This is a genomic window from Pseudonocardia sp. HH130629-09 (assembly GCF_001294645.1).
Classification (GTDB): Bacteria; Actinomycetota; Actinomycetes; order Mycobacteriales; family Pseudonocardiaceae; genus Pseudonocardia.
In genome coordinates this window covers 120,938-139,059 of the sequence record NZ_CP011869.1, presented here as the reverse complement: position 1 = coordinate 139,059, position 18,122 = coordinate 120,938, and the positions used below count along the sequence as shown (strand labels likewise).

The window sequence follows — 18,122 nt, the reverse complement described above, 5'->3', positions numbered from 1 at the left end:
GACCTCTACCAGGGATGAAGCTGCGGCTTCTGATCGGTCTGGTCCGAGGGTGCCCGGGGATTGTTCTGTGCATGGCGATGGTGGCGAGCTGGGGGTGACATCTGGAGTCGATACCGGCTGCGAGACGTTTTCAGATCAGCCACCGCGGCGCGAAGTTTCTGCGAGTCCTGCGGGCTCGACACAGAACTTGGGCAGCCCGCCGAACTCGGTGTATCCGCTTTCCCCGACGCCAGTACCGGCCTTCAAGCTGCCCCGCCGTTTCGGCGCCGGGCTGGTCGCAGTGATGGTGGCTGCCTGTCTGATCGGTGGGGGTGCCGGTTTCGGTGGTGCCTATGCCGCCCTCGGTACGACAGGGTCGGCACCGCTGTCGAGCGTCGCCAACTCCGGCGCTTCAGCCCAGGTTGGGAATGGCACAATCGCTGGCGCAGCCGCCGCGATCGCTCCCAGCACCGTCGACATCAGAGTCCGCGCGGCTCAGGGCACGATCGAGGGATCGGGGGTGGTCCTCACCAGTGACGGCGCGGTCCTCACCAACAACCACCTCCTTACCCGCGCCGGCAGCGAGATCAGCGTGTCGACCGCCGACGGCACCCGCTACCGTGCAAAGGTCGTCGGTACCTCCCCGAGCTACGACCTGGCTGTTATCCGTCTTTTAGGAGCGTCGAACCTGAAGGCCGCCACGTTCGGTGAGGCCAGCAGTGTCCAGGTCGGCCAGCAGGTTGTTGCCACCGGCTCGCCGCAGGGTCTGTCCGGTACCGTCACCGCGGGCATCGTGTCGGCCTTGAACCGGACTGTCACCGCAGGTGATGGCGGCGGTACTCGGGTCGTCTATAATGGGCTGCAGACCGATGCCCCAATCAACCGGGGTAACTCGGGCGGCCCGCTGGTGAACCTTGCCGGCCAAGTCATCGGGATCAACTCCGCGATAGCCACAACAGGGCGTAGCCCTGGCTCGATCGGGCTCGGCTTCGCGGTGCCGGTGAACACCGCCAAGCGGGTCGCTCAGGAACTCATGTCTAGCGGGGTCGCGACCAAGCCTCAACTGGGAGTTCAAGGCACAGCGTCGCCCGCCAGCCACGCCGAGAACAGCACCAGCAACAAAGCTGAAACGAGCAGTGAAGCTGGCGGCGCACGAGTCGACACGGTCCAGTCCGGGACCCCGGCTGCGACCGCGGGCGTGAAGACCGGCGACGTTATCACCAAGATCGACAACTATCCGGTCGCCGACTTTGAGGATTTGATCGCGCGGGTCGGGAACTTCACCCCTGGCCAGCAAGTCACACTGACCATCGGTAGCAACGCCCGCCAGGTCCCGGTAAAGCTCGGCAACGTCCAGGACACCGAGACCGCGAATGTGCAGACAGGACCCAGGACCACACCTGAAAACCCCGGTTGGGGCATCCCAGACCACCCGAGAGGGCCCGGCCTGTTCGGTGTCGACCCCTTCCGCACGAGGAGCTACCTGTGAGGAGTCCGACTCCCGTGGCCCTTGAGCCGCGGGGACCCCATATTGCCCGACTACCGCGCCAGTGATTCGGTATGCCCAACGCGTCTAGTGACGACCGGATCGAGACCCTGGATGTGCTGCGTGGGATCGCGATTGTCGGTACCCTTGCCAGCAATATCTGGATCTTTACGATCAATGTCGGCTCTGCAGCCACCCCTCTTCTCCCAGACTGGATCGGCGAGGTTTCCCAGTGGCTGCCAAACGGCAAGTTCCTCGGCCTGCTGACGATCATGTTCGGGATCGGGCTGGAGATCCAGCGCCAGTCCGCTCTCCGGGGCGGACGGACCTGGCCAGGGACCTACCCAGTCCGCGCCGGGCTGCTCTTCCTCGACGGACTCATCAACTACGTCTTTGTGGTCCAATTCGATGTCCTACGGGCCTACGCGGTCACTGGCCTACTCGTCGCGTTCCTGCTCCTGACTAGCGATCGAGTGCAATGGTGGCTGATCAGTGTGTTCTTCGCACTGCACCTGACCGTGCTCGTCCTCACATCCTCGCTCACGGTGCCCCCCAGGGGCGAGGCGCTATCGCTCCCGGAGCTGTCCCGGGCCGCCCGCGTCCCCACCGAAGACGGCGGCTACTGGTCGCTGGTCAACTCAAACCTCCGCAATATCGGCAACGCTTTCACAATATACTCTGAGTTCTCCACGATCCTGCTGATGGGGATTCCGCTGTTCCTGCTCGGCGGGAAGCTCTACCGGGCCGGGATCTTCAGGACGGAGGGCGTTCAGCTGCGCCGATGGCTCATCGTCATCGGACTGGTGGTCGCACTGCCGGTGGACTTCGTACTCGGCACTTATGACGGCGGCACCCTTAGTAGCTACTCCCGCTACGGTACCGCCCCACTGGTCGCTCTCGGTATCCTGGCGGCGGTCGCCCAATTCTATCAGCACCGAGCTCCCGGCCGATTCGCCCACGCACTCGGCCGAGTCGGGACGATGGCACTCAGCTGTTACCTACTCCAGAACGTCCTCGGCGTCGTGCTCGAACGAACCATTTTCCAGAGCAATGTAGTGCGTACTGTGGACCCGGTACTCGGTACCTATGCCGTGTTCGCGGCAATCTCGGGAATTCTACTGGCGTTCGCCGCGCTGTGGCTTCGCTGGCGTCGCCGCGGCCCGATCGAGCACCTCTGGGTGGCCTCGTTCAAATTACTCGTGCGTGAGCGTCGGGCAGATTCGTAACCATCCAGGTCAGCAGGTCACGGGTGCTGTCCAGAGCAGAGGGTTGGCAAAGCCAGGCCTGACTCGGGACAACTGGTCAGTGAACTCTTTCCACTTGGCGTCAGCCAGCGAGGATGAGGGTCTGGATCGCGTTGACCAGCGCGGTGGTCCGCTGCGGGCAGCACCGGATCTTCCAGCTCTTGAGCATCGCGTTCGCGCGTTCACCGGGGCCGCGTTGCGCTGCGTGGGCGGCGTTGATCTCCCGCTGACTCGGTGAGGGCCGTCGGCGCTCGCCGGTGTCGCGATCGGCGGGTCGGCGTCGCTGTGGGAGGCGGAACATCGCACCGGCACCGCGGTATCCGCTGTCGGCGACCACCTGCACCCCGGCGACGGTGAGGGCGTCGATGATCCCGTGTTCGCGGGCGGCACCCATGTCATGCCGCGCACCGGGCAAACGCCGGCGACGCCCAGACCAGACGACCGGCCGGGTCGCTGATGACCTGCACGTTCATGCCGTGGCACTTCCACTTCCCCGAGTAGTACGGGCGGTCGCGCCCCGAGGCCATGGCGACCCGGTCGATCCGCAGCAAGGTGCCGTCGAGGATCACGAACGCCTTCCGCCGCGCGACCGCGATCGCCTCGGTCAGGTTCGGTGCCGCGGCGGCGAGGACGTCGATCGCTTCGCGGATGTAGCGGAACGCCGTGGTGGTGCCGACCCCGAAACCAGCGGCGAGGTCGGGGTAGGTCTCGCCCTTGCGCAGGTGCGCCAGGGCGAGCAGGGCGTGACGACCGATCGGGAGGCGCCGCCAGCGGGTACCGCGCTGGTTGCGGCTGCGCTGAAGGGCGTTGGTCAAGGTGATCAGCGCGCGAGTGGACACCGACAGCGCGGACGGGTAGGAAAGCACCGGAGCTCCTGGTGGGCAACGAGTTGATCTAGACAATCACTCGTCTACCAGGAGCTCTTCTAGTTTCCGGGCCGCCACGCCGCGACCCCGCCGACCTCGTGACTGTCAGGTTGGAAAGGGTTCACTTGCGGCAGTTCGCCGGGTCGGTGGTGGCGCTGAGGTCGCCGGTGGTGGCCAGCCCGGACCAGCTCTGGTGGCAGGCGGGGACGGGGAGCTGTAGGTCGCCGAGCCAGTCGCGCCAGGTCACGTCGTGCACGACGCGGGAGTGTCCGATCCGCAGCCGGTGCCCGGCGAACGCGGCCGCTTGGGCGCGGGCATAGCTGGCGGGATCGAGCCGGGCGCGGGGGATCAACTCCAGCGGTGCGACCACGACAGCCCTCCGGGTGTAGCTCCGACTCGCAGGTCAAAGCCCATCATGATGAACCCGTTCAACCGCATCGCCATCAGCACGCGGAAGACTCCGACCCTCGAGAGCTGAGGCGGATGCGGGGCCGGGGTCCTTCTCAGCGACCACATTACGGCTGTATCATTCTGCTGTGAAGAACAAGCCGGCGTATGGGATCGAGTCGGTGGACCACGCCCTGCGCCTCGCCACGATCCTGCAGCAGGAGGGTCCACTGCGAGTCACGGATGCGGCGGAGCGGATCGGCGTCGCCCGTTCGACCGCACACCGCCTGCTCTCGATGCTGGTGTACCGGGACTTCGCCGAGCAGAACGAGGACCGGCGTTACGTTTCCGGGCCGGTGCTGAGTGCACATCCCGTCACCGAGCCGCTCGCCGAACTCCGCAGGATCGCGCTCCCGCGCCTGGAGGGCCTCACCGCGAGGACTTCGGAGACCAGCAACCTCCTCGTCGTCACTGCCGACCAGGCGCGGTTCGTCGCCAGCGTGGAGTGTGACCAGGCCCTGCGAGTGGGAGATCGGGAGGGACGAGTCCTCCCCGCCCATCTCGCCTCCGGAGGACGTGCGGTTCTCGCCACGATGGCGCCGGACGCACTGCGTGCCCTGTACGAGTCCGCCGACTCCGGAGTCGACGACGTGGAGGCGCTGCTCCGTGGCATCCGCCGGATCCGCAGGCAGGGTTTCGCGTTGAACGATGGGCTCACCGAGACGGGCTTGACAGCGATCGGCTGTCTAGTCACGGTCTCGGCGGGGTCGATGCCCATCGCGATCTCGTTGGCCATGCCGACCGCTCGGTACCGCAAGGACCTGCTGTCGGACTGGGTGCAGGAGATCAGGGCGACGGCCGACGGCATCGCTCGTGATCTCGAGGCCGCCGCGGCCACCCGTGAGGTGACGACGACATAGGTGATCTGGCGGCGAAGACCGGATGCCCGCCCTGCCTACGACGATTTTGGAACGAAGCATGTATTCTTCACAGCGGAATACTGTTTACGCCGTGGCGCTCGTTGTCTCTACTGGGATCGCTCTCGACGAGCGCGCCGGTGTAGCCGGCGCCGCTCCACGAACCTTCCCTCTCAGACCGGAGTGGCCCCAATGGCGGAGTCCCCCTCGCCCAGCCCGGCTCGCGATCCCGGACAGGCCCGGAAGGCCCGACTCGGGGCCCAGGTCGGACTGTCCGCCGGCATATCCGAGTCGACGACCCGGATCATCACTGCGGCGATCTTCGTCGCCACGCTGCTCGGTCGCCCGCTGGGCGCGCTCGTCTTCGGCCACCTCGCTGATCGGCACGGCCGTCGGCGGGTCACGATCATCTCGCTCTACGGGTTCGGGCTGTGCACGCTCGCGATCGCCCTGCTCCCCGGCTACGGCACTCTCGGGGTGAGCGCGGTCGTCCTGCTGGTGGCCCTCCGGTTCATCGACGGGATCTACCTGGGTGGGCAGTACACGGTGGCCACGCCGCTGGCGTTGGAGCAGAGCCCACGCGACCGGCGGGGCATCAACGGCGCGGTCATCATGACCGGCTTCCCGCTGGCGTACTGCGCCATCGCCCTGTTGACCCTCGGGATCCTGCTGGTCATCCCCGCGTGCGGGCCGGACTCGCCGTACGTCCTGTGGGGCTGGCGGATCCCCTTCGTCATCGGCGCCCTGCTCGCCGTGGGCCGGGCGGTCTGGTACGCGCGCAACGTCGACGAGTCCGATGCGTGGACGCAGGAGAAGGGCAAGCGCCCGGAGCGTTCGCCACTCGCCGAACTGATGAGCGGCCGCAACCTGCGCGGCTTCCTTCAGGTCTTCGTCCTGATGTCCGGTGTATGGCTCGTGTTCAACATGATCGGCGCGGTCCTTCCCGGCGTCCTGCGCTCGGCGGCCGGGCTCACCAGCGTTCAGTCCACTCTGGTCCTCGTCGTCGCCTATGCGGTGCTTGCTGCGGGTTACGTAGGTGCGGGAGCACTCTCGCAGCGCATCGGCCGTAAGCCCTTCCTGCTGACCAGCGGGTTCTCGATCGCGGCGGCGTCCCCTCTGCTGTTCTGGCTGATCGCGAGTGGCCAGATTCGCGGAGTCGGCGCGGTGGGTGTCGTGGTGGTGGTGCTCCTCGTCCTCGTCGTGGTCTCGATCTACGCGGTGGTGAGCACCTACATCATCGAGCGCTTCCACGTCGGCGTCCGGTCCAGCGCCTACGGGCTCGGCTACACCACCGAGGTGATCATCCCGTCATTCTACCAGGCCGGCCTCTCGTCGGTCATGCCCTACGGGTTTGACCCCTGGTGTTCCTGGCGCTCGGCGGCCTTATGGTGGTCGCGGGTGCCGCGCTCGGCCCCGAGACCAAAGACGCCGACCTCGGCGGCCATGCGGCGCCTGGCCCCGACACGGCGGACGCCCTGGGCAACGACGACGGCGCCGTTAGTACTGCAACGGCACTCGACGAGACGCCGAGTGGCTCTCAGTCCTGGGAGCTCGCCGATCACCTGCTCATCGAGCTGGGCTGGGCACTTCGAGCACTCGCCACCGCTACGTCCCACGAGTCGTTGGCCTGCGGAAACGAGCGAGTGCCGTTGCAGTACTAGACCGCGGTCACTCGCGCCACTGATGAAGGAGAGAACCATGGCAATTATCGATCAGGACATGCGGAACGTCGTCGCGCGAGCGTGGCTCGCCTTCGCCGCCACGGTCTGCGAGGACGGGTCCCCAAACCTCTCGCCGAAGGGCTCGTTGCGTGTCTACGACGACGAGCACCTCGTCTTCATGGACATCGGCTCCCCGACCACCGTGGCGAACCTGCGCCGTGACCCTCGGATCGAGATCAACGTCCTCGACGTGTTCAGCCGCCGCGGGTATCGCTTCAAGGGCGAGGCGAGCTTTGCCGGTCCGGGCTCGCCCGAGTACGACTGGCTCAACGCCTGGCTGCTCGACCTCAATGGACCCGGCTATCCGGCGAACGAGGTGGTGCTGGTAAAGGTGGATCGGGTTCGTCCCGTCCTGTCCCCGGCCTATACCTCGGGCAACGCCGAGCAGAGCGCCCTCACCGCCGGATGGGAGGAGCGCTACCGGACGACCCTCGCCGAGGTTCCGCTCGGGCCACCGCCGGCAGCGAAGGCGACGGACCGGTGACGATCCCCAAGAGCATGCGAGCCGCCTTCATCACAGCGACGGGTGGGGCGGAGCGCATTGAGATCGGGAGGCTCCCGGTGGCTCGGCCCGGCCCGACGGACGTCGTGATCGAGGCGGCGGCCAGCACCGTCAACCACGTCGACCTCTTCGTGCGCTCCGGCGCCTACCGGACGCGCACCCCGTTCCCCTTCGTCATCGGACGAGACGTCGTCGGGACGGTGGTCGACGCGGGCGACGCCGTGTCGACCTTCGCCGTCGGTGATCGGGTCTGGTGCAACAGCGCGGGGTACGACGGTCGCCAGGGGACCTACTCCGAGTACGTCACGGTCACCGTCGACCGGGTCTATCCTGTCCCGGACGGGGTGTCGCCCGACGATGTCGCGCCGGTCGTCCACGCCGGGGCGACGGCGGCGATCGGCTTGTTCCGCGAGGCCGCCCTCGGGGCTGGGGAGACAGTGTTCGTGGCGGGCGCCGGCGGAGCGGTCGGCGGAGCGGTCGTCCAGCTCGCGGTCGCCGCGGGTGCCCGGGTGGTGGCGACCGCGGCCCGGGAGGACGAGGACTGGTGCACGGCGCTGGGCGCGGACGCTGTCCTCCCGTACGACGCCGACGACCTCACCGATCGTCTCCTCGCGGCCGCGCCCGGCGGATTCGACGTGTGGTGGGACAACAGCGGGCAGAACGACTTCGCGCTGTCCCTGCCGCTCCTGCGACTCCGCGGGCGAGTCGTCGTGATGTCGGGTCTGCGCGCCACACCCACCATTCCCATCGGACAGCTCTACCTCCGAGACACGAGCCTGCGGGGATTCGCGATCAGCAACGCCTCGGTCCCCGATCTCGCGGACGCGGCGGCGCGGATCAACGCCGCACTCGCAGCCGACTCGCTGCGGAGCCGGATCGGCGCGACGTTCACCCTCGCGGACGCGGCAAAGGCCCACACCGTCATGGAGGAGGGCTCGGTGCGCGGCCGGATCCTCGTCCGGCTGTAAGATCTGCGTCCCCACCCAGCGGAGCAGACAGTCGCATCGAGCAGACCGACACCCGTCCGCGACGCCGGACGATCACCTCAGGAGCAGTGATGGCCCAGTTCTACATCGACGGCTACCGACCGGGGGACCCGTTCGTAGAGACTGCGCACCCCGCAGCCTCTACCCGTCCGTCGACACCGCCCACCTCGACCGACGTGCTGGTCGTCGGCGCTGGGCCCGCGGGTCTCGTGCTGGCGGCCCAGCTGGCCGCGTTCGCCGAGATCGACACGGTTGTCGTCGATCGTAGGGATGGCCCCATCGAGGTCGGCCAGGCTGACGGGGTCGCCTGCCGCACGGTGGAGATGTTCGAGGCGTTCGGCATCGCCGACCGGCTCATTGGCGAAGGCTACCAGGTCAACGAGGTCGCGTTCTGGCGCCCGTCCCCCGACGAACCCGGACGGATCGTCCGTACCGGGCGCATCCCGGACGTCGAGGAGGGGCTGTCCGAGATGCCACACATGGTCGTCAATCAGGCGCGGTTGCTCGCCTACCTGCGGGATTATCTGGCGCGCTCGGCTCGACGGACCGAACCCTACTACGGACTCCACCTGTCCACGGTCGAGGTGGACGACGACCCGGAGCACCCCGTCGTGGCGACCCTCGCCCACGTCGTCGACGGAGTCGAGACGGGCGAGATCTCGACGATCCACGCGCGCTACGTCGTGGGGTGCGACGGCTCGCGCAGCAGCACGCGTTCCGCGCTAGGCCTGAGCCTGGAGGGTGACACGACCGACACCTCGTGGGGGGTGATGGACGTGCTGGTCGACACTAACTTCCCCGACATCAGGCTCAAGTGTGCGGTGCAGTCCGCGGACGAGGGGAGCATCCTCGTCATCCCCCGTGAGGGCGGCCACCTCGTGCGGCTCTACATCGAGCTGGACAACGAGCGGGACCGGGACATGCTGCGCGACCGCACCGTCACCCCGGAAAAGCTGGCGGCCGTGGCCAACCGGATCCTGCACCCGTACGCGGTGACGGTGCACGACGTCGGCTGGTGGTCAGTCTACGAGATCGGGCAGCGGTTGTGTTCCCGCTTCGACAACGTGCCGAAGGCCGAGCCGGAGTCGCTGCCCCGAGTGTTCATCGCGGGGGACGCGTGTCACACCCACAGTGCTAAGGCGGGGCAGGGCATGAACGTGTCGATGGCCGACGCGTGGAACCTCGGCTGGAAGCTGGGTGCGGTTCTCCGCGGGCGTGCGCGACCGGAGCTGCTCCGGACCTACTCGGCGGAACGGCAGGGGGTTGCCCAGCAGCTGATCGACTTCGACCGGGAGTTCGCCACCCTGTTCAGCACGGCGCCCGACGCCGACCCGGAGAAGTTTCAGCGCTACTTCCGCGAGCAGGGCCGCTACACCGCGGGTATGGGGGTCCGCTACGCGCCGTCGATGATCACCGCCGCGACCCCCGCACAGCACCTTGCCACCGGATTCGAGGTCGGCACCCGGTTCCACTCGGCACCCGTGGTTCGTCTAGCCGACGCGAAACCCGTGCACCTCGGGCACATCGCCCGGGCGGACGGGGCATGGCGGCTGTACGTGTTCGCCGACCGCGCGGGCGTGGCGCCGGGCGGAGCCTTCGCCGCGTTCGGGGTCCGGGTGGAGGAGCTCGTGCGGCGGTTCACTCCGCGCGGTGCCGCGCCGGACTCCATGCTCGATGTGCGGGGTGTCCTCCAGCAGCACCACCACGACGTCGAGACCGATGAGCTGCCGCCGTTCCTGCGTCCGCGGAAGGGGCGGTGGGGCCTCCTCGACCACGAGAAGGCGTTCTGCCCCGATCCCGTCCGAGGGGACGTGTTCGACCTTCGCGGCGTCGACCGGGATGCCGGGTGTGCCGTACTCGTGCGCCCGGACCAGTACATCGCGCACGTCGTACCGCTCGACGCCCCGAACGCGCTCGATGACTTCTTCGACAGCGCGCTCCAGGAGGCTGGCGAGGTATTCGGGTAGGCGGAGTCGAGGAGGACACCAGAAAATCGCTCGGCCTGACCGACGACGACGATCTGGGCGTCGAGCGCACCACCCTCGCGTTGTGGCTGGACAACCTGGGCACCCGGACGGCACCCGCACCCGTAGCCCGCGGTCGGCCCGTCCGCCGCGGGAGAGGCCCGGCGCGGCTCCGGTTGCCGATGAGACGTCCGAACAGCGCCTGGCCCGTCTGGAGGCGGAGAACAAGGCGTTGCGGACGGAGAAGACCAAGCTCGAGACCGAACGCGAGATCCTGCGCCAGGCGGCCAAGTATTTCGCCGGCGAGACGAACTGGTGACCCGCTTCCAGTTCGTCGCCGACCACCACGACACGACCTCCAGCCCGCGCCCGGGCTGGACGGTGAAGCGGTTGTGCGCACTACTCGACGTGCGACGTTCCTCCTTCTACGCCTGGCAGAAGGCGGCCCCTGGCCGGGCCGCCCGCGCCGCCGCCGACGCCGCTCTCGCGGCCAGGATCCGGGTCGTGCACGACGGCGACCGCACGTGTGGGCGTCCGCGGATCACCGCCGAGCTCAACGACCAGCCTGGCGCCGAGCGGGTCAACCACAAGCGGGTCGGGCGGGTCATGGGGTATCGGTACCAAAGGGAAAGTTGGCGAGCGGACTGATCATCCGCTGATGTAGGCCAGCGATGGATCACGGAAGAAGCCACGGACAACGTCGGGCAGTGCCCGACCCGCGACGAGCTCGCGGAGTCCGTCATGCCCTGTTGCCGGTGCTGGTGCTGGCTGCGTGCGCGGTGCTGGCCGGTGCCCGCTCGTTCACCGCGATCGCCGAACACGCCCGTGACGTCGGCCCCGGCGTGCTGGTCGAACTCGCCGACCGGCTCGCCATCGACCCGGAACACGCGGCGCTGGTGGTACCACACGAGTCGACGATCCGCCGGCTGCTCCAGCAGCTCGATCCCGCCGCGCTGGAAGCAGCCCGGGGGTCCTGGACCAGCGCGCAGCTGGGTACACGACCGACCGGTGTCGATCGGCCCCGTCGAGAACAGCGACCGGTCTGGGCACTGGACGGCAAGACCGTGCGCGGCGCCCGTACCCCCGACGGACTGAACCGTCCCGGCTTTACTGCCGGTGGTTTGGTGGCCAGTGATCATCTGGCCGATGGTTCTGTGTCAGCGTAGTGGGCTGCCTCGAACTCGGTGGGGCTGATCATGCCCAGACTTGAGTGCAGTCGGCGGTTGTTGTACCACTCGACCCAGCTGGCGGTGGCGTACTCGACGTCGGCGATCGTGCGGTAGGGGCCGTCGTGGAAGACTCGGGTGCGGATGCATTCGGCCTTGTAGAGGCCGTTGATGGTCTCCATCAGGGCGTTGTCGTAGGCGTCGCCGACGCTGCCGACCGAGGGCTGTATGCCCTCGAGGTGCAGGTGCTCGGTGAACCGCAGACTCGTATATTGCGACCCGGCATCGGAATGGCAGATCAGCTGGTCCCGGGCCACGGCTTTGCCCTCGTGGGCACGTCGCCACAGCGCCATCCGTAACGGCACGTCCACCAGCTCGACGTCACGAGTGAGCGCGGCGTGCCAGCCCACGATCTTCTGCGAGAAGCAGTCCACGATGAACGCCACGTAGGTGAACGACTGATACGTGCGCACGTAGGTGAAGTCGGTGACCCACTTGCTGTCGGGTGCTGAGGCGGTGAAGTTGCGGTCGAGCAGATCAGCGGCCCGCTGGGCGGTCGAGTCCGGGATGGTCGTGCGCGGCCGTTTCCCGCGGACCACTCCGGCCAGCCCCACCGAGCGCATCGCCCGGTCGACCGCTCCGAACCCAGCCTCGGGCAGCACCGTTCGACGGATCAGGGCCAGCATCTTGCGACGCCCATAAAGTCCCTCTGGGGCCAGCACCGGTTCGCCGGCGCGGTTGGTGGTGAACGCCGCCGCACGGACGGCGTCTTCGACCAGGGCGTCGGTGACGGTCCGGGCCGCGACCCGGCCGGCGGCGCCGTTCCTGGTGCCGGTCCGAGCGCACCAGGCCCGCAAGGTTCGTGCCGCGATCGTGAGCCCCAGGGTGTTGAGGGCAGCAAGGATCGACTCGACGGCATGACCAGCAGCCCGCATCTGATCGACGAACGCGACGATCAGCGGTTTCGGGGGTCGAGCTCCCCCACGAAGAAAATCGTCGCCGACTTGAGGACCTCGTTGACCTCGCGCAGGCGCTTGTTCTCCGCCCGCAACCGCCGCAGCTCCTCGCGGTCATCGCTGGTCACGCCCGCTACGACGCCGGTGTCGACGTCGTGCTGGGACACCCAGCGACGCACGGACTCACGCGACACCCCGAGTGACTCAGCGACCTGGACATGCACGGCACGCTCGGTCGAGTACGCCGAACGATGCTCGGTCACCAGACGCACAGCCTGGCTCCGAACCGCTGGGTCGATCTTCTTGGGCACGACACCCATCCTCTCAGCCTGCTCACAACGGAGCGGCAGAGAAGCCGGGACGGTTCAGACTCCCACATCTGGTGTCGGTGATCGATCAGGCCAGCGGCGTCGTGCTGGCCCAGACCCAGGTCCCGGCCAAGGCTGCGGAGCTGACTGCCGCCGTGACCGTGCTGTCCGGACTGGACCTGCATGGCGTCGTCGTGACCGCAGATGCCCTGCACACTCAGCGCACGCACGCCGATTACCTGTATGAACGTGGCGGGCACTACGTCATGACGGTCAAGGCCAACCAGCCCGGTCTGCTCGCCCGGCTGCGCCGGATCCCGTGGTCGGCGGTCGGACCGTGCACGCAACAACGCGCTCGTGGACACGGCCGGATCGAGACCCGCACGATCAGCGTGGTCGCCCTGGATCCGTGTCCGGACGGCAGGGGCGAGTTCTTCCCGCACGCCGCTCAGGCGATCAGAGTGATCCGTCGGCGCCGCCCGCTGCGACCCGGCGGGCGCTGGAGGGTGGTCACCGTCTACGCGATCACCAGCCTGGGCGGCGCGGACGCTGATCCGGCGCTGCTCGCCGGCTGGATCCGCGGGCACTGGGGCATCGAGAACCGGCTGCACTGGGTCCGCGATGTCTCCTTCGACGAGGACCGATCAGCAGTGCGTACCGGCGCCGGGCCACAGACCATGGCCGCGCTGCGGAACCTGGCCATCACCGCGCTACGCCTGGACGGGGTCACCAACATCGCCGCCGCACTGCGCCACCACGCCCGCGACGCCTCCCGGGCCCTGCACACCTACAAGATCACGTGACTTTGCCGGGACCCTGGGTTCACGCCTACAACCTGATCTTCTCAAACACGCTCTGAGAACACCTCAGTGACCAGGCGACCCGGCAACCAGCCAGAGACCTACAGGGCAGCGACACACCCCGCTAAGTTACTGAGCCTTTTTCAACCTGCCGTTCCGGCAGCTCAGGGGCCTGGTTGTGTGGGTGCAGACGCCGAGCTGGCGAGCCCCAACCAGCCAGAGAGGGCCTGTCTCGTGATCGGTGTTTCGGCGTCGTTGCTCAGTAGGTCTCGGCTCCCGGCCAGCGGTCACCGAACGTGATGGCGAACGCGTTGATCACGGGCTTCCAACGCATCGTCCACCTCGTGCGGCCCGTCCCGGTCGGGTCCAGGCTGCGAGTCACAAGATACAAGCATTTCATCGCAGCCTGCTCAGTGAGCCTTTCCCAGTAGGTGCTGGTTGATCATGTGGTTCGGTCGTGCTCGACGTGGAGCAGGACGAGCGCGGCGGCGGTGATCGCGCCGATCCGCCAGGGGCAGAAGCTGACCCGGCGTAGCGCCTTGAAGGTGGTCTTGAGCAGGGAGTTCCCGCGTTCGGCCACAGCCCTGACGGCGGAGTGCAGCGTGTTGACGGTGCGTTTGTCCACCGACAGTCCGCCGCCGGTGGGGGTCTTGAACGGGCAGGTCAGGCGGGTGTTCTCACCGTCGTAGCCGAGGTCGGCGAGCACGACGTGGGTGTCGTCGGTCCAGTCCTCGATCGCGTCGAGCAGGCCGGGGTGACCGCGGGCGCAGGTGGTGTCGTGCTCGCGGCCCGGGCGCACCGGGGAGGTCCACAACGGCCACCCGTCAGGCGCGGTGAGGACCTGAACGTTCCCGCCGTGGACGTGGTGCTTACCCGACCACCACAGATCCACTCCCGGGGTCGGTCCGGGAGTGCGGGAGCGGTCAGTGTGGATCACGGTGCCGTCGAGGTGAACGTGGGTGTGCCCGGCGGTGCGGGCCGCGAGCAGCGCGCCGGGCAGTCCAGGCGCGGCGGCGGCCAGGACGTCGATGCCTTCGTGCAGGTAGCGGTAGGTACTCGACAGGCTCAGTTGGTTGTCGGTGGCGAGCTGGGCGACCCGGGTCGCGTCGAGGAACCAGCGCAGCACCAGCACCGCGTGGCGGTCACAGTCCAGCGCCCGACGCCCGCTGCGAGTCCCGCGCCGGAGGCGTTCCTCGGCCAACAGCCGCGACAACATGGACGCGGTGGGCTCCCCGATCGGGAGCACGGCGGTGTAGGTGACAGGATCGGGCACGCGGGACCTCGGTGGTGAGTCGATCTTTGAGCGGACCGACCTCTTCTACCGGGGTCCCGCACCCTCGTTGAGCACCTCCACGCCCCCGGCGTGTCGCCGCCAGCCGCTCCCCACTACCCTGGGGCTTTCATCGCGGTTCGCCGAGTAGGGCGTGTCAGTGGGCTGGAGGGTGCCACTGACCAGCGAAGATGGGGATTGCTGAAGTCCTTATCGTCGCGCAGGCAGGAGCACCCTCCAGGTGAAGAAGGCTATCGGGTTCTACCCGTGCCCGGACATCGACACGGCTGCGACGACGGTGGTGTCTCACGCCGGGACGCGGCTGCTGACCGAGACCATCGCCAAGGTCGGCCTGGACCGAGCCCTGTCGGTTGGGCTGGAGCCGTGGCGGCCGCGGCTGGCGGTGCACGACCCGGCGAAGGTTCTGCTCGACCTCGCGCTCACCCTCGCCGCGGGCGGGGACTGCCTGTCCGACATCGCCCTGCTGCGTGCCGAGCCCACCCTGTTCGGTCTGGTGGCGTCGGACCCGACGGTCTCACGCACGGTCGACCGCCTCGCCGCCGACGGTGCCGCGGCGTTGGCCGCGATCGACACCGCCCGCGCCGCAGCACGGGCGAAGGCGTGGGCACTGGCCGGGCCCGCAGCCCCCGACCACCAGACGAACGCAGCGAAACCGCTGGTCATCGACGTGGACGCCACCCTGGTCACCGCCCACTCCGACAAGCAGGGCGCCGCACCGACGTTCAAGAAGGGCTTCGGCCACCATCCGTTGTGGGCGTTCTGCGACCACGGCGCGGCCGGAACCGGAGAGCCTCTCGCGGCGCTGCTGCGGCCGGGCAATGCGGGGTCGAACACCGCCGCCGATCACGTCACCGTCATCCGCGCCGCCCTGCGCCAGCTCCCCGACCACAAACCCGGCAACCGTCCCGGGCGGAAGGTACTGATCCGCATCGACGGTGCCGGCGCCTCCCACGAGCTCCTCGACTGGCTGACCGGGCAGCGCCTGTCCTACTCGGTCGGGTTCAGCCTCACCCAGGAACTGGTCGACCAGCTCGCCGCTCTCCCGGCTGCGGACTGGCAGACCGCGCTCGACGCCGACCGTGAGCCCCGCCCGGGCGCGTGGGTCATCGAGGCCACCGGCTTGATGAACCTGGGGACCTGGCCGGACGGGATGCGGGTGATCGTGCGCCGCGAACGCCCACACCCGGGCGCGCAGCTGCGGTTCATCGACCGGGACGGGTTGCGCTACACCGCGTTCGCCACCAACACCCGCCCCGGCGGCCCCGGCCGCCAACTCGCCGACCTCGAGCTGCGACACCGCCGCCGCGCCCGCGCCGAGGACCGCATCCGCGCGGCGAAGGACACCGGGCTCACGAACCTGCCACTGCACGAGCTCGACCAGAACCGGATCTGGCAGGCCGTGGTCGCGCTCGCCTGCGAGGTCACCGCCTGGGCGCAGATGCTCGCCTACACCGGGCACCCGGCACGCCGTTGGGAGCCGAAACGACTCCGGCTGCGGCTGTTCTCGATGCCCGCCCAGCGAGCCCGTCACGCCCGCCGAACCGTGCTGCACCTGCCTGCGCACGCACCCTGGGCCGAACTGCTCTGCGACGGCCTCGCCCGGCTGCGCACGCTCGCTGTTCCCGGCTGAGCACGAACCCTCCGTCGCGACGACCCAGGAAACCGACCGGACCCGTGGACCCGGCGCCCCGAGCGACCTCGGCCGAACTGTCACACCCAACGGGCACAATCAGGCCCCGCCACACCGGCCAGCACCGGTGTCGATCAAGCCAGGACTGCCCGACGAAAGATCCGGGCTACTGGGAAAGGCTCAGTGGGGAAATGACCACGCGCCCGCACCGCGCGCCGGTAGCGGTGCGTGGCCGCGACCGTGACGGAATCGGCGCAGGTAACGCTGGACCGCCAGCTCGCCACCCGGGTAGCCGAGCGCGACGATTTCTCGGAACAGGGCCGTGGCGTTGCGCTCGCCCTCGTTCCAGCGCCGGTGTAGATGTTCGACGTAGTCGTCGATCAGGTGTGCGCGCTGCTCGGTCTTCGCGGTCAGCTCGTGCGCCGAGGCGGCGTCGGTGAACTTGCGGACCGTGGCCGGGTGCAGGCCGAGCCTGCGCCCGATCGCCGCCTTCGACATACCTTGAGCCCGTAACTGCTGGACGGCCTGGTAATTCTCCCGAAGCCGGGTCACGATCCGCTTCTCCGGGGCCACCCGCACGACCCGCGGCTCGGTGGCCGGGGCCTGTTCGGGGATGGGGTTCGCCGCGGCCAGGTGGGAGCGTCGGGCGAGGACGGCCTTCTCCACCGCCTCGCCCAAGTTCCGCCACAGATGCCACCGGTCCGCGACCTGGACCGCCTGCGGGGCGCCCTGCCGGGCGGCGTCGGCATAACCGCTGGCTCGGTCCCGACAGATCACCTCGACGCCTGGCCGGGTGCGCAGCCACGCCGCGAGTCTCCCGGTCTCCCGGTCTGCCAGCAGGTCGACCGGGGCGCCGGTGAGCACGTCGATCAGCACCGTCCCGTAGATCCGGCCGCGGCGCAACGCGAAGTCGTCGACTCCCAACACCGTCGGCGTGTCGAGTTCGGGAGCGGGCAAGTCGTGCAGCAGTCGCAGCAGTCGGTGCCGGCTGGTGGGCATGCCCAACCGTCTCGCCAGTCGGGCTCCCGCTCGACCGGCCAGCATCAGCCCGATCTCCAGCAGCATCTCCCGCAACAGCGAGGTGATCCGCGCTCGTGGCGCGGCCAGCCCGTCCGGCTGCTCGGCGAACGTCCGCGCCGCGCACTTTCCGTTCGCGCAGAAGAACCGCCGGACCGCAACCGCACTTGTACCGCCCGACCGGCGATCGGGGCGTCGGCCAGCCGCCGCTCGTAACGCGAATGCACCCGACGTGACCGCTGCCCACAGCGCGGACAGGCCGACTCCCCGGCGGTCAGCCGAGCAAACACCACCACCCCGGCGCCGATGTCCTCGACCGCCTGGAGCTCCACCGCGCCCAGATGCGGCAGCAGCCGCGCAAGATCACATTCAAGTGATCTTGCTCCATCGCGAGCCAGAGGCCGGGAGCCACGCCGAACCATCGATCACGCGGAGTGCGCCAGAGCCACTTTGCGTGATCGGCGGTGTCCTGGTCAGTTCGCGTGGAGGACACGGGTGCGGAGGAGGTCGAAGTTGGCGCGTCCGAACATCTGCCGCTTCAGCATTTTGATCTTGTTGACGGTGCCCTCGACCCGGCCGGAGCTGTGCTCGAGGGTCAGACCGGCGCGGACGGCGTCGTAGTCACGGCGCAGCCCGGTGGTGAACCGGTGTAGCTCGGGCAGGTCGGTGGTCTCGACCGCGGCCAGCCAGTCGTCGCCGGGGCCTTCGAGGCCTGGCCGTAGGCGGTCTCCTCGGCCGAGAGCGGCCCGCCGTCGAGGTCGGTGACGGGTACCAGCCCGCCCGCCGCGACCGCGGCGGTGAGTTCGCGGGGCTGGCAATCGGACACGGTCAGTGACGGTAGCGGGCCGGTCCGGCTCCACCTGGGACCCGCGCCGTGGCGACGCCGTACCGGCGTCGTCACG

At 68.6% G+C, this 18,122-nt stretch carries 14 protein-coding genes and 5 pseudogenes; 10 read left to right on the top strand and 9 right to left on the bottom strand.

Annotated features, from left to right (window positions below):
* The first annotated feature begins 94 nt into the window (after positions 1 to 94).
* Both XF36_RS28940 and XF36_RS28935 read left to right on the top strand, forming a co-directional pair.
* Positions 95 to 1,468 carry a S1C family serine protease gene (locus XF36_RS28940; protein ID WP_238589387.1) on the top strand — a complete coding sequence of 458 codons (1,374 nt, stop codon included), beginning with the start codon at positions 95 to 97 and terminating at the stop codon, positions 1,466 to 1,468.
* Positions 1,469 to 1,539: 71 nt separating this feature from the next.
* The gene (locus XF36_RS28935; protein WP_060715134.1) at positions 1,540 to 2,691 is read left to right on the top strand and encodes a DUF418 domain-containing protein; all 1,152 of its coding nucleotides are present in this window, start codon (positions 1,540 to 1,542) and stop codon (positions 2,689 to 2,691) included.
* Between the two features lie 100 nt (positions 2,692 to 2,791).
* Here the strand turns inward: XF36_RS28935 and XF36_RS28930 are convergent.
* Together XF36_RS28930 and XF36_RS28925 are read right to left on the bottom strand one after the other, a co-directional pair.
* A pseudogene (locus XF36_RS28930) lies at positions 2,792 to 3,575 on the bottom strand (transposase family protein).
* Positions 3,576 to 3,696: 121 nt separating this feature from the next.
* Entirely contained in the window at positions 3,697 to 3,945 is a 249-nt protein-coding gene (locus XF36_RS28925; RefSeq protein WP_060715133.1) for a hypothetical protein, read from the bottom strand.
* A gap of 166 nt (positions 3,946 to 4,111) precedes the next feature.
* Between XF36_RS28925 and XF36_RS28920 the strand changes: the two genes are divergently transcribed.
* The 6 genes and pseudogenes from XF36_RS28920 to XF36_RS28890 all read left to right on the top strand — a co-directional run bounded on the left by XF36_RS28920 (position 4,112) and on the right by XF36_RS28890 (position 11,218).
* Entirely contained in the window at positions 4,112 to 4,882 is a 771-nt protein-coding gene (locus XF36_RS28920) for an IclR family transcriptional regulator (protein WP_060715132.1), read from the top strand.
* Between the two features lie 189 nt (positions 4,883 to 5,071).
* Positions 5,072 to 7,084, top strand: a complete 2,013-nt coding sequence (locus tag XF36_RS28915) for an MFS transporter (RefSeq protein WP_060715131.1) — start codon at positions 5,072 to 5,074, stop codon at positions 7,082 to 7,084.
* Between the two features lie 77 nt (positions 7,085 to 7,161).
* Positions 7,162 to 8,070 (top strand): zinc-binding dehydrogenase, encoded by a 909-nt coding sequence (locus tag XF36_RS28910; protein ID WP_238589386.1) that lies wholly within the window; start codon positions 7,162 to 7,164, stop codon positions 8,068 to 8,070.
* Between the two features lie 89 nt (positions 8,071 to 8,159).
* Positions 8,160 to 10,055 carry an FAD-dependent monooxygenase gene (locus tag XF36_RS28905; RefSeq protein ID WP_060715130.1) on the top strand — a complete coding sequence of 632 codons (1,896 nt, stop codon included), beginning with the start codon at positions 8,160 to 8,162 and terminating at the stop codon, positions 10,053 to 10,055.
* Positions 10,056 to 10,102: 47 nt separating this feature from the next.
* A pseudogene (locus tag XF36_RS34710) lies at positions 10,103 to 10,661 on the top strand (IS3 family transposase); the annotation flags it as partial.
* Positions 10,662 to 10,807: 146 nt separating this feature from the next.
* Positions 10,808 to 11,218, top strand: a complete 411-nt coding sequence (locus tag XF36_RS28890; RefSeq protein WP_060715128.1) for a transposase family protein — start codon at positions 10,808 to 10,810, stop codon at positions 11,216 to 11,218.
* Here XF36_RS28890 and XF36_RS28885 read toward each other — a convergent pair.
* A protein-coding gene (locus XF36_RS28885) for an IS3 family transposase (protein WP_145981319.1) occupies positions 11,188 to 12,485 on the bottom strand; the annotation gives its coding sequence in 2 pieces (ribosomal slippage) (positions 11,188 to 12,212 and positions 12,212 to 12,485; 1,299 coding nt in all). The two genes, XF36_RS28890 and XF36_RS28885, sit on opposite strands and share 31 nt — an antisense overlap.
* A gap of 71 nt (positions 12,486 to 12,556) precedes the next feature.
* On the opposite strand from XF36_RS28885, the gene XF36_RS28875 reads away from it, so the two are divergent.
* Positions 12,557 to 13,285: an ISAs1 family transposase gene (locus XF36_RS28875; RefSeq protein ID WP_060715127.1), complete on the top strand. Its 729-nt coding sequence runs from the start codon at positions 12,557 to 12,559 to the stop codon at positions 13,283 to 13,285.
* A gap of 256 nt (positions 13,286 to 13,541) precedes the next feature.
* Here the strand turns inward: XF36_RS28875 and XF36_RS32055 are convergent.
* Positions 13,542 to 13,697, bottom strand: a pseudogene (locus XF36_RS32055) (IS256 family transposase); the annotation flags it as partial.
* A 27-nt stretch (positions 13,698 to 13,724) separates the two neighbouring features.
* Positions 13,725 to 14,498: an HARBI1 family protein gene (locus XF36_RS28870; protein ID WP_060715196.1), complete on the bottom strand. Its 774-nt coding sequence runs from the start codon at positions 14,496 to 14,498 to the stop codon at positions 13,725 to 13,727.
* A gap of 295 nt (positions 14,499 to 14,793) precedes the next feature.
* Between XF36_RS28870 and XF36_RS28865 the strand changes: the two genes are divergently transcribed.
* The gene (locus XF36_RS28865; RefSeq protein ID WP_060711311.1) at positions 14,794 to 16,203 is read left to right on the top strand and encodes an IS1380 family transposase; all 1,410 of its coding nucleotides are present in this window, start codon (positions 14,794 to 14,796) and stop codon (positions 16,201 to 16,203) included.
* Between the two features lie 180 nt (positions 16,204 to 16,383).
* Here XF36_RS28865 and XF36_RS28860 read toward each other — a convergent pair whose 3' ends face one another.
* The 4 genes and pseudogenes from XF36_RS28860 to XF36_RS32850 all read right to left on the bottom strand — a co-directional run bounded on the left by XF36_RS28860 (position 16,384) and on the right by XF36_RS32850 (position 18,046).
* Positions 16,384 to 17,469, bottom strand: a complete 1,086-nt coding sequence (locus XF36_RS28860; RefSeq protein WP_238589402.1) for an ISL3 family transposase — start codon at positions 17,467 to 17,469, stop codon at positions 16,384 to 16,386.
* Positions 17,424 to 17,642 (bottom strand): annotated as a pseudogene (locus XF36_RS35895) (hypothetical protein); the annotation flags it as partial. The pseudogene XF36_RS35895 and the gene XF36_RS28860, both read right to left, overlap by 46 nt.
* A 51-nt stretch (positions 17,643 to 17,693) precedes the next feature.
* Positions 17,694 to 17,858 (bottom strand): annotated as a pseudogene (locus tag XF36_RS28855) (transposase); the annotation flags it as partial.
* A complete protein-coding gene (locus XF36_RS32850; protein ID WP_068800947.1) occupies positions 17,816 to 18,046 on the bottom strand; it encodes a hypothetical protein in 231 nt (76 codons plus the stop codon). The pseudogene XF36_RS28855 and the gene XF36_RS32850, both read right to left, overlap by 43 nt.
* Between the last annotated feature and the right edge of the window lie 76 nt (positions 18,047 to 18,122).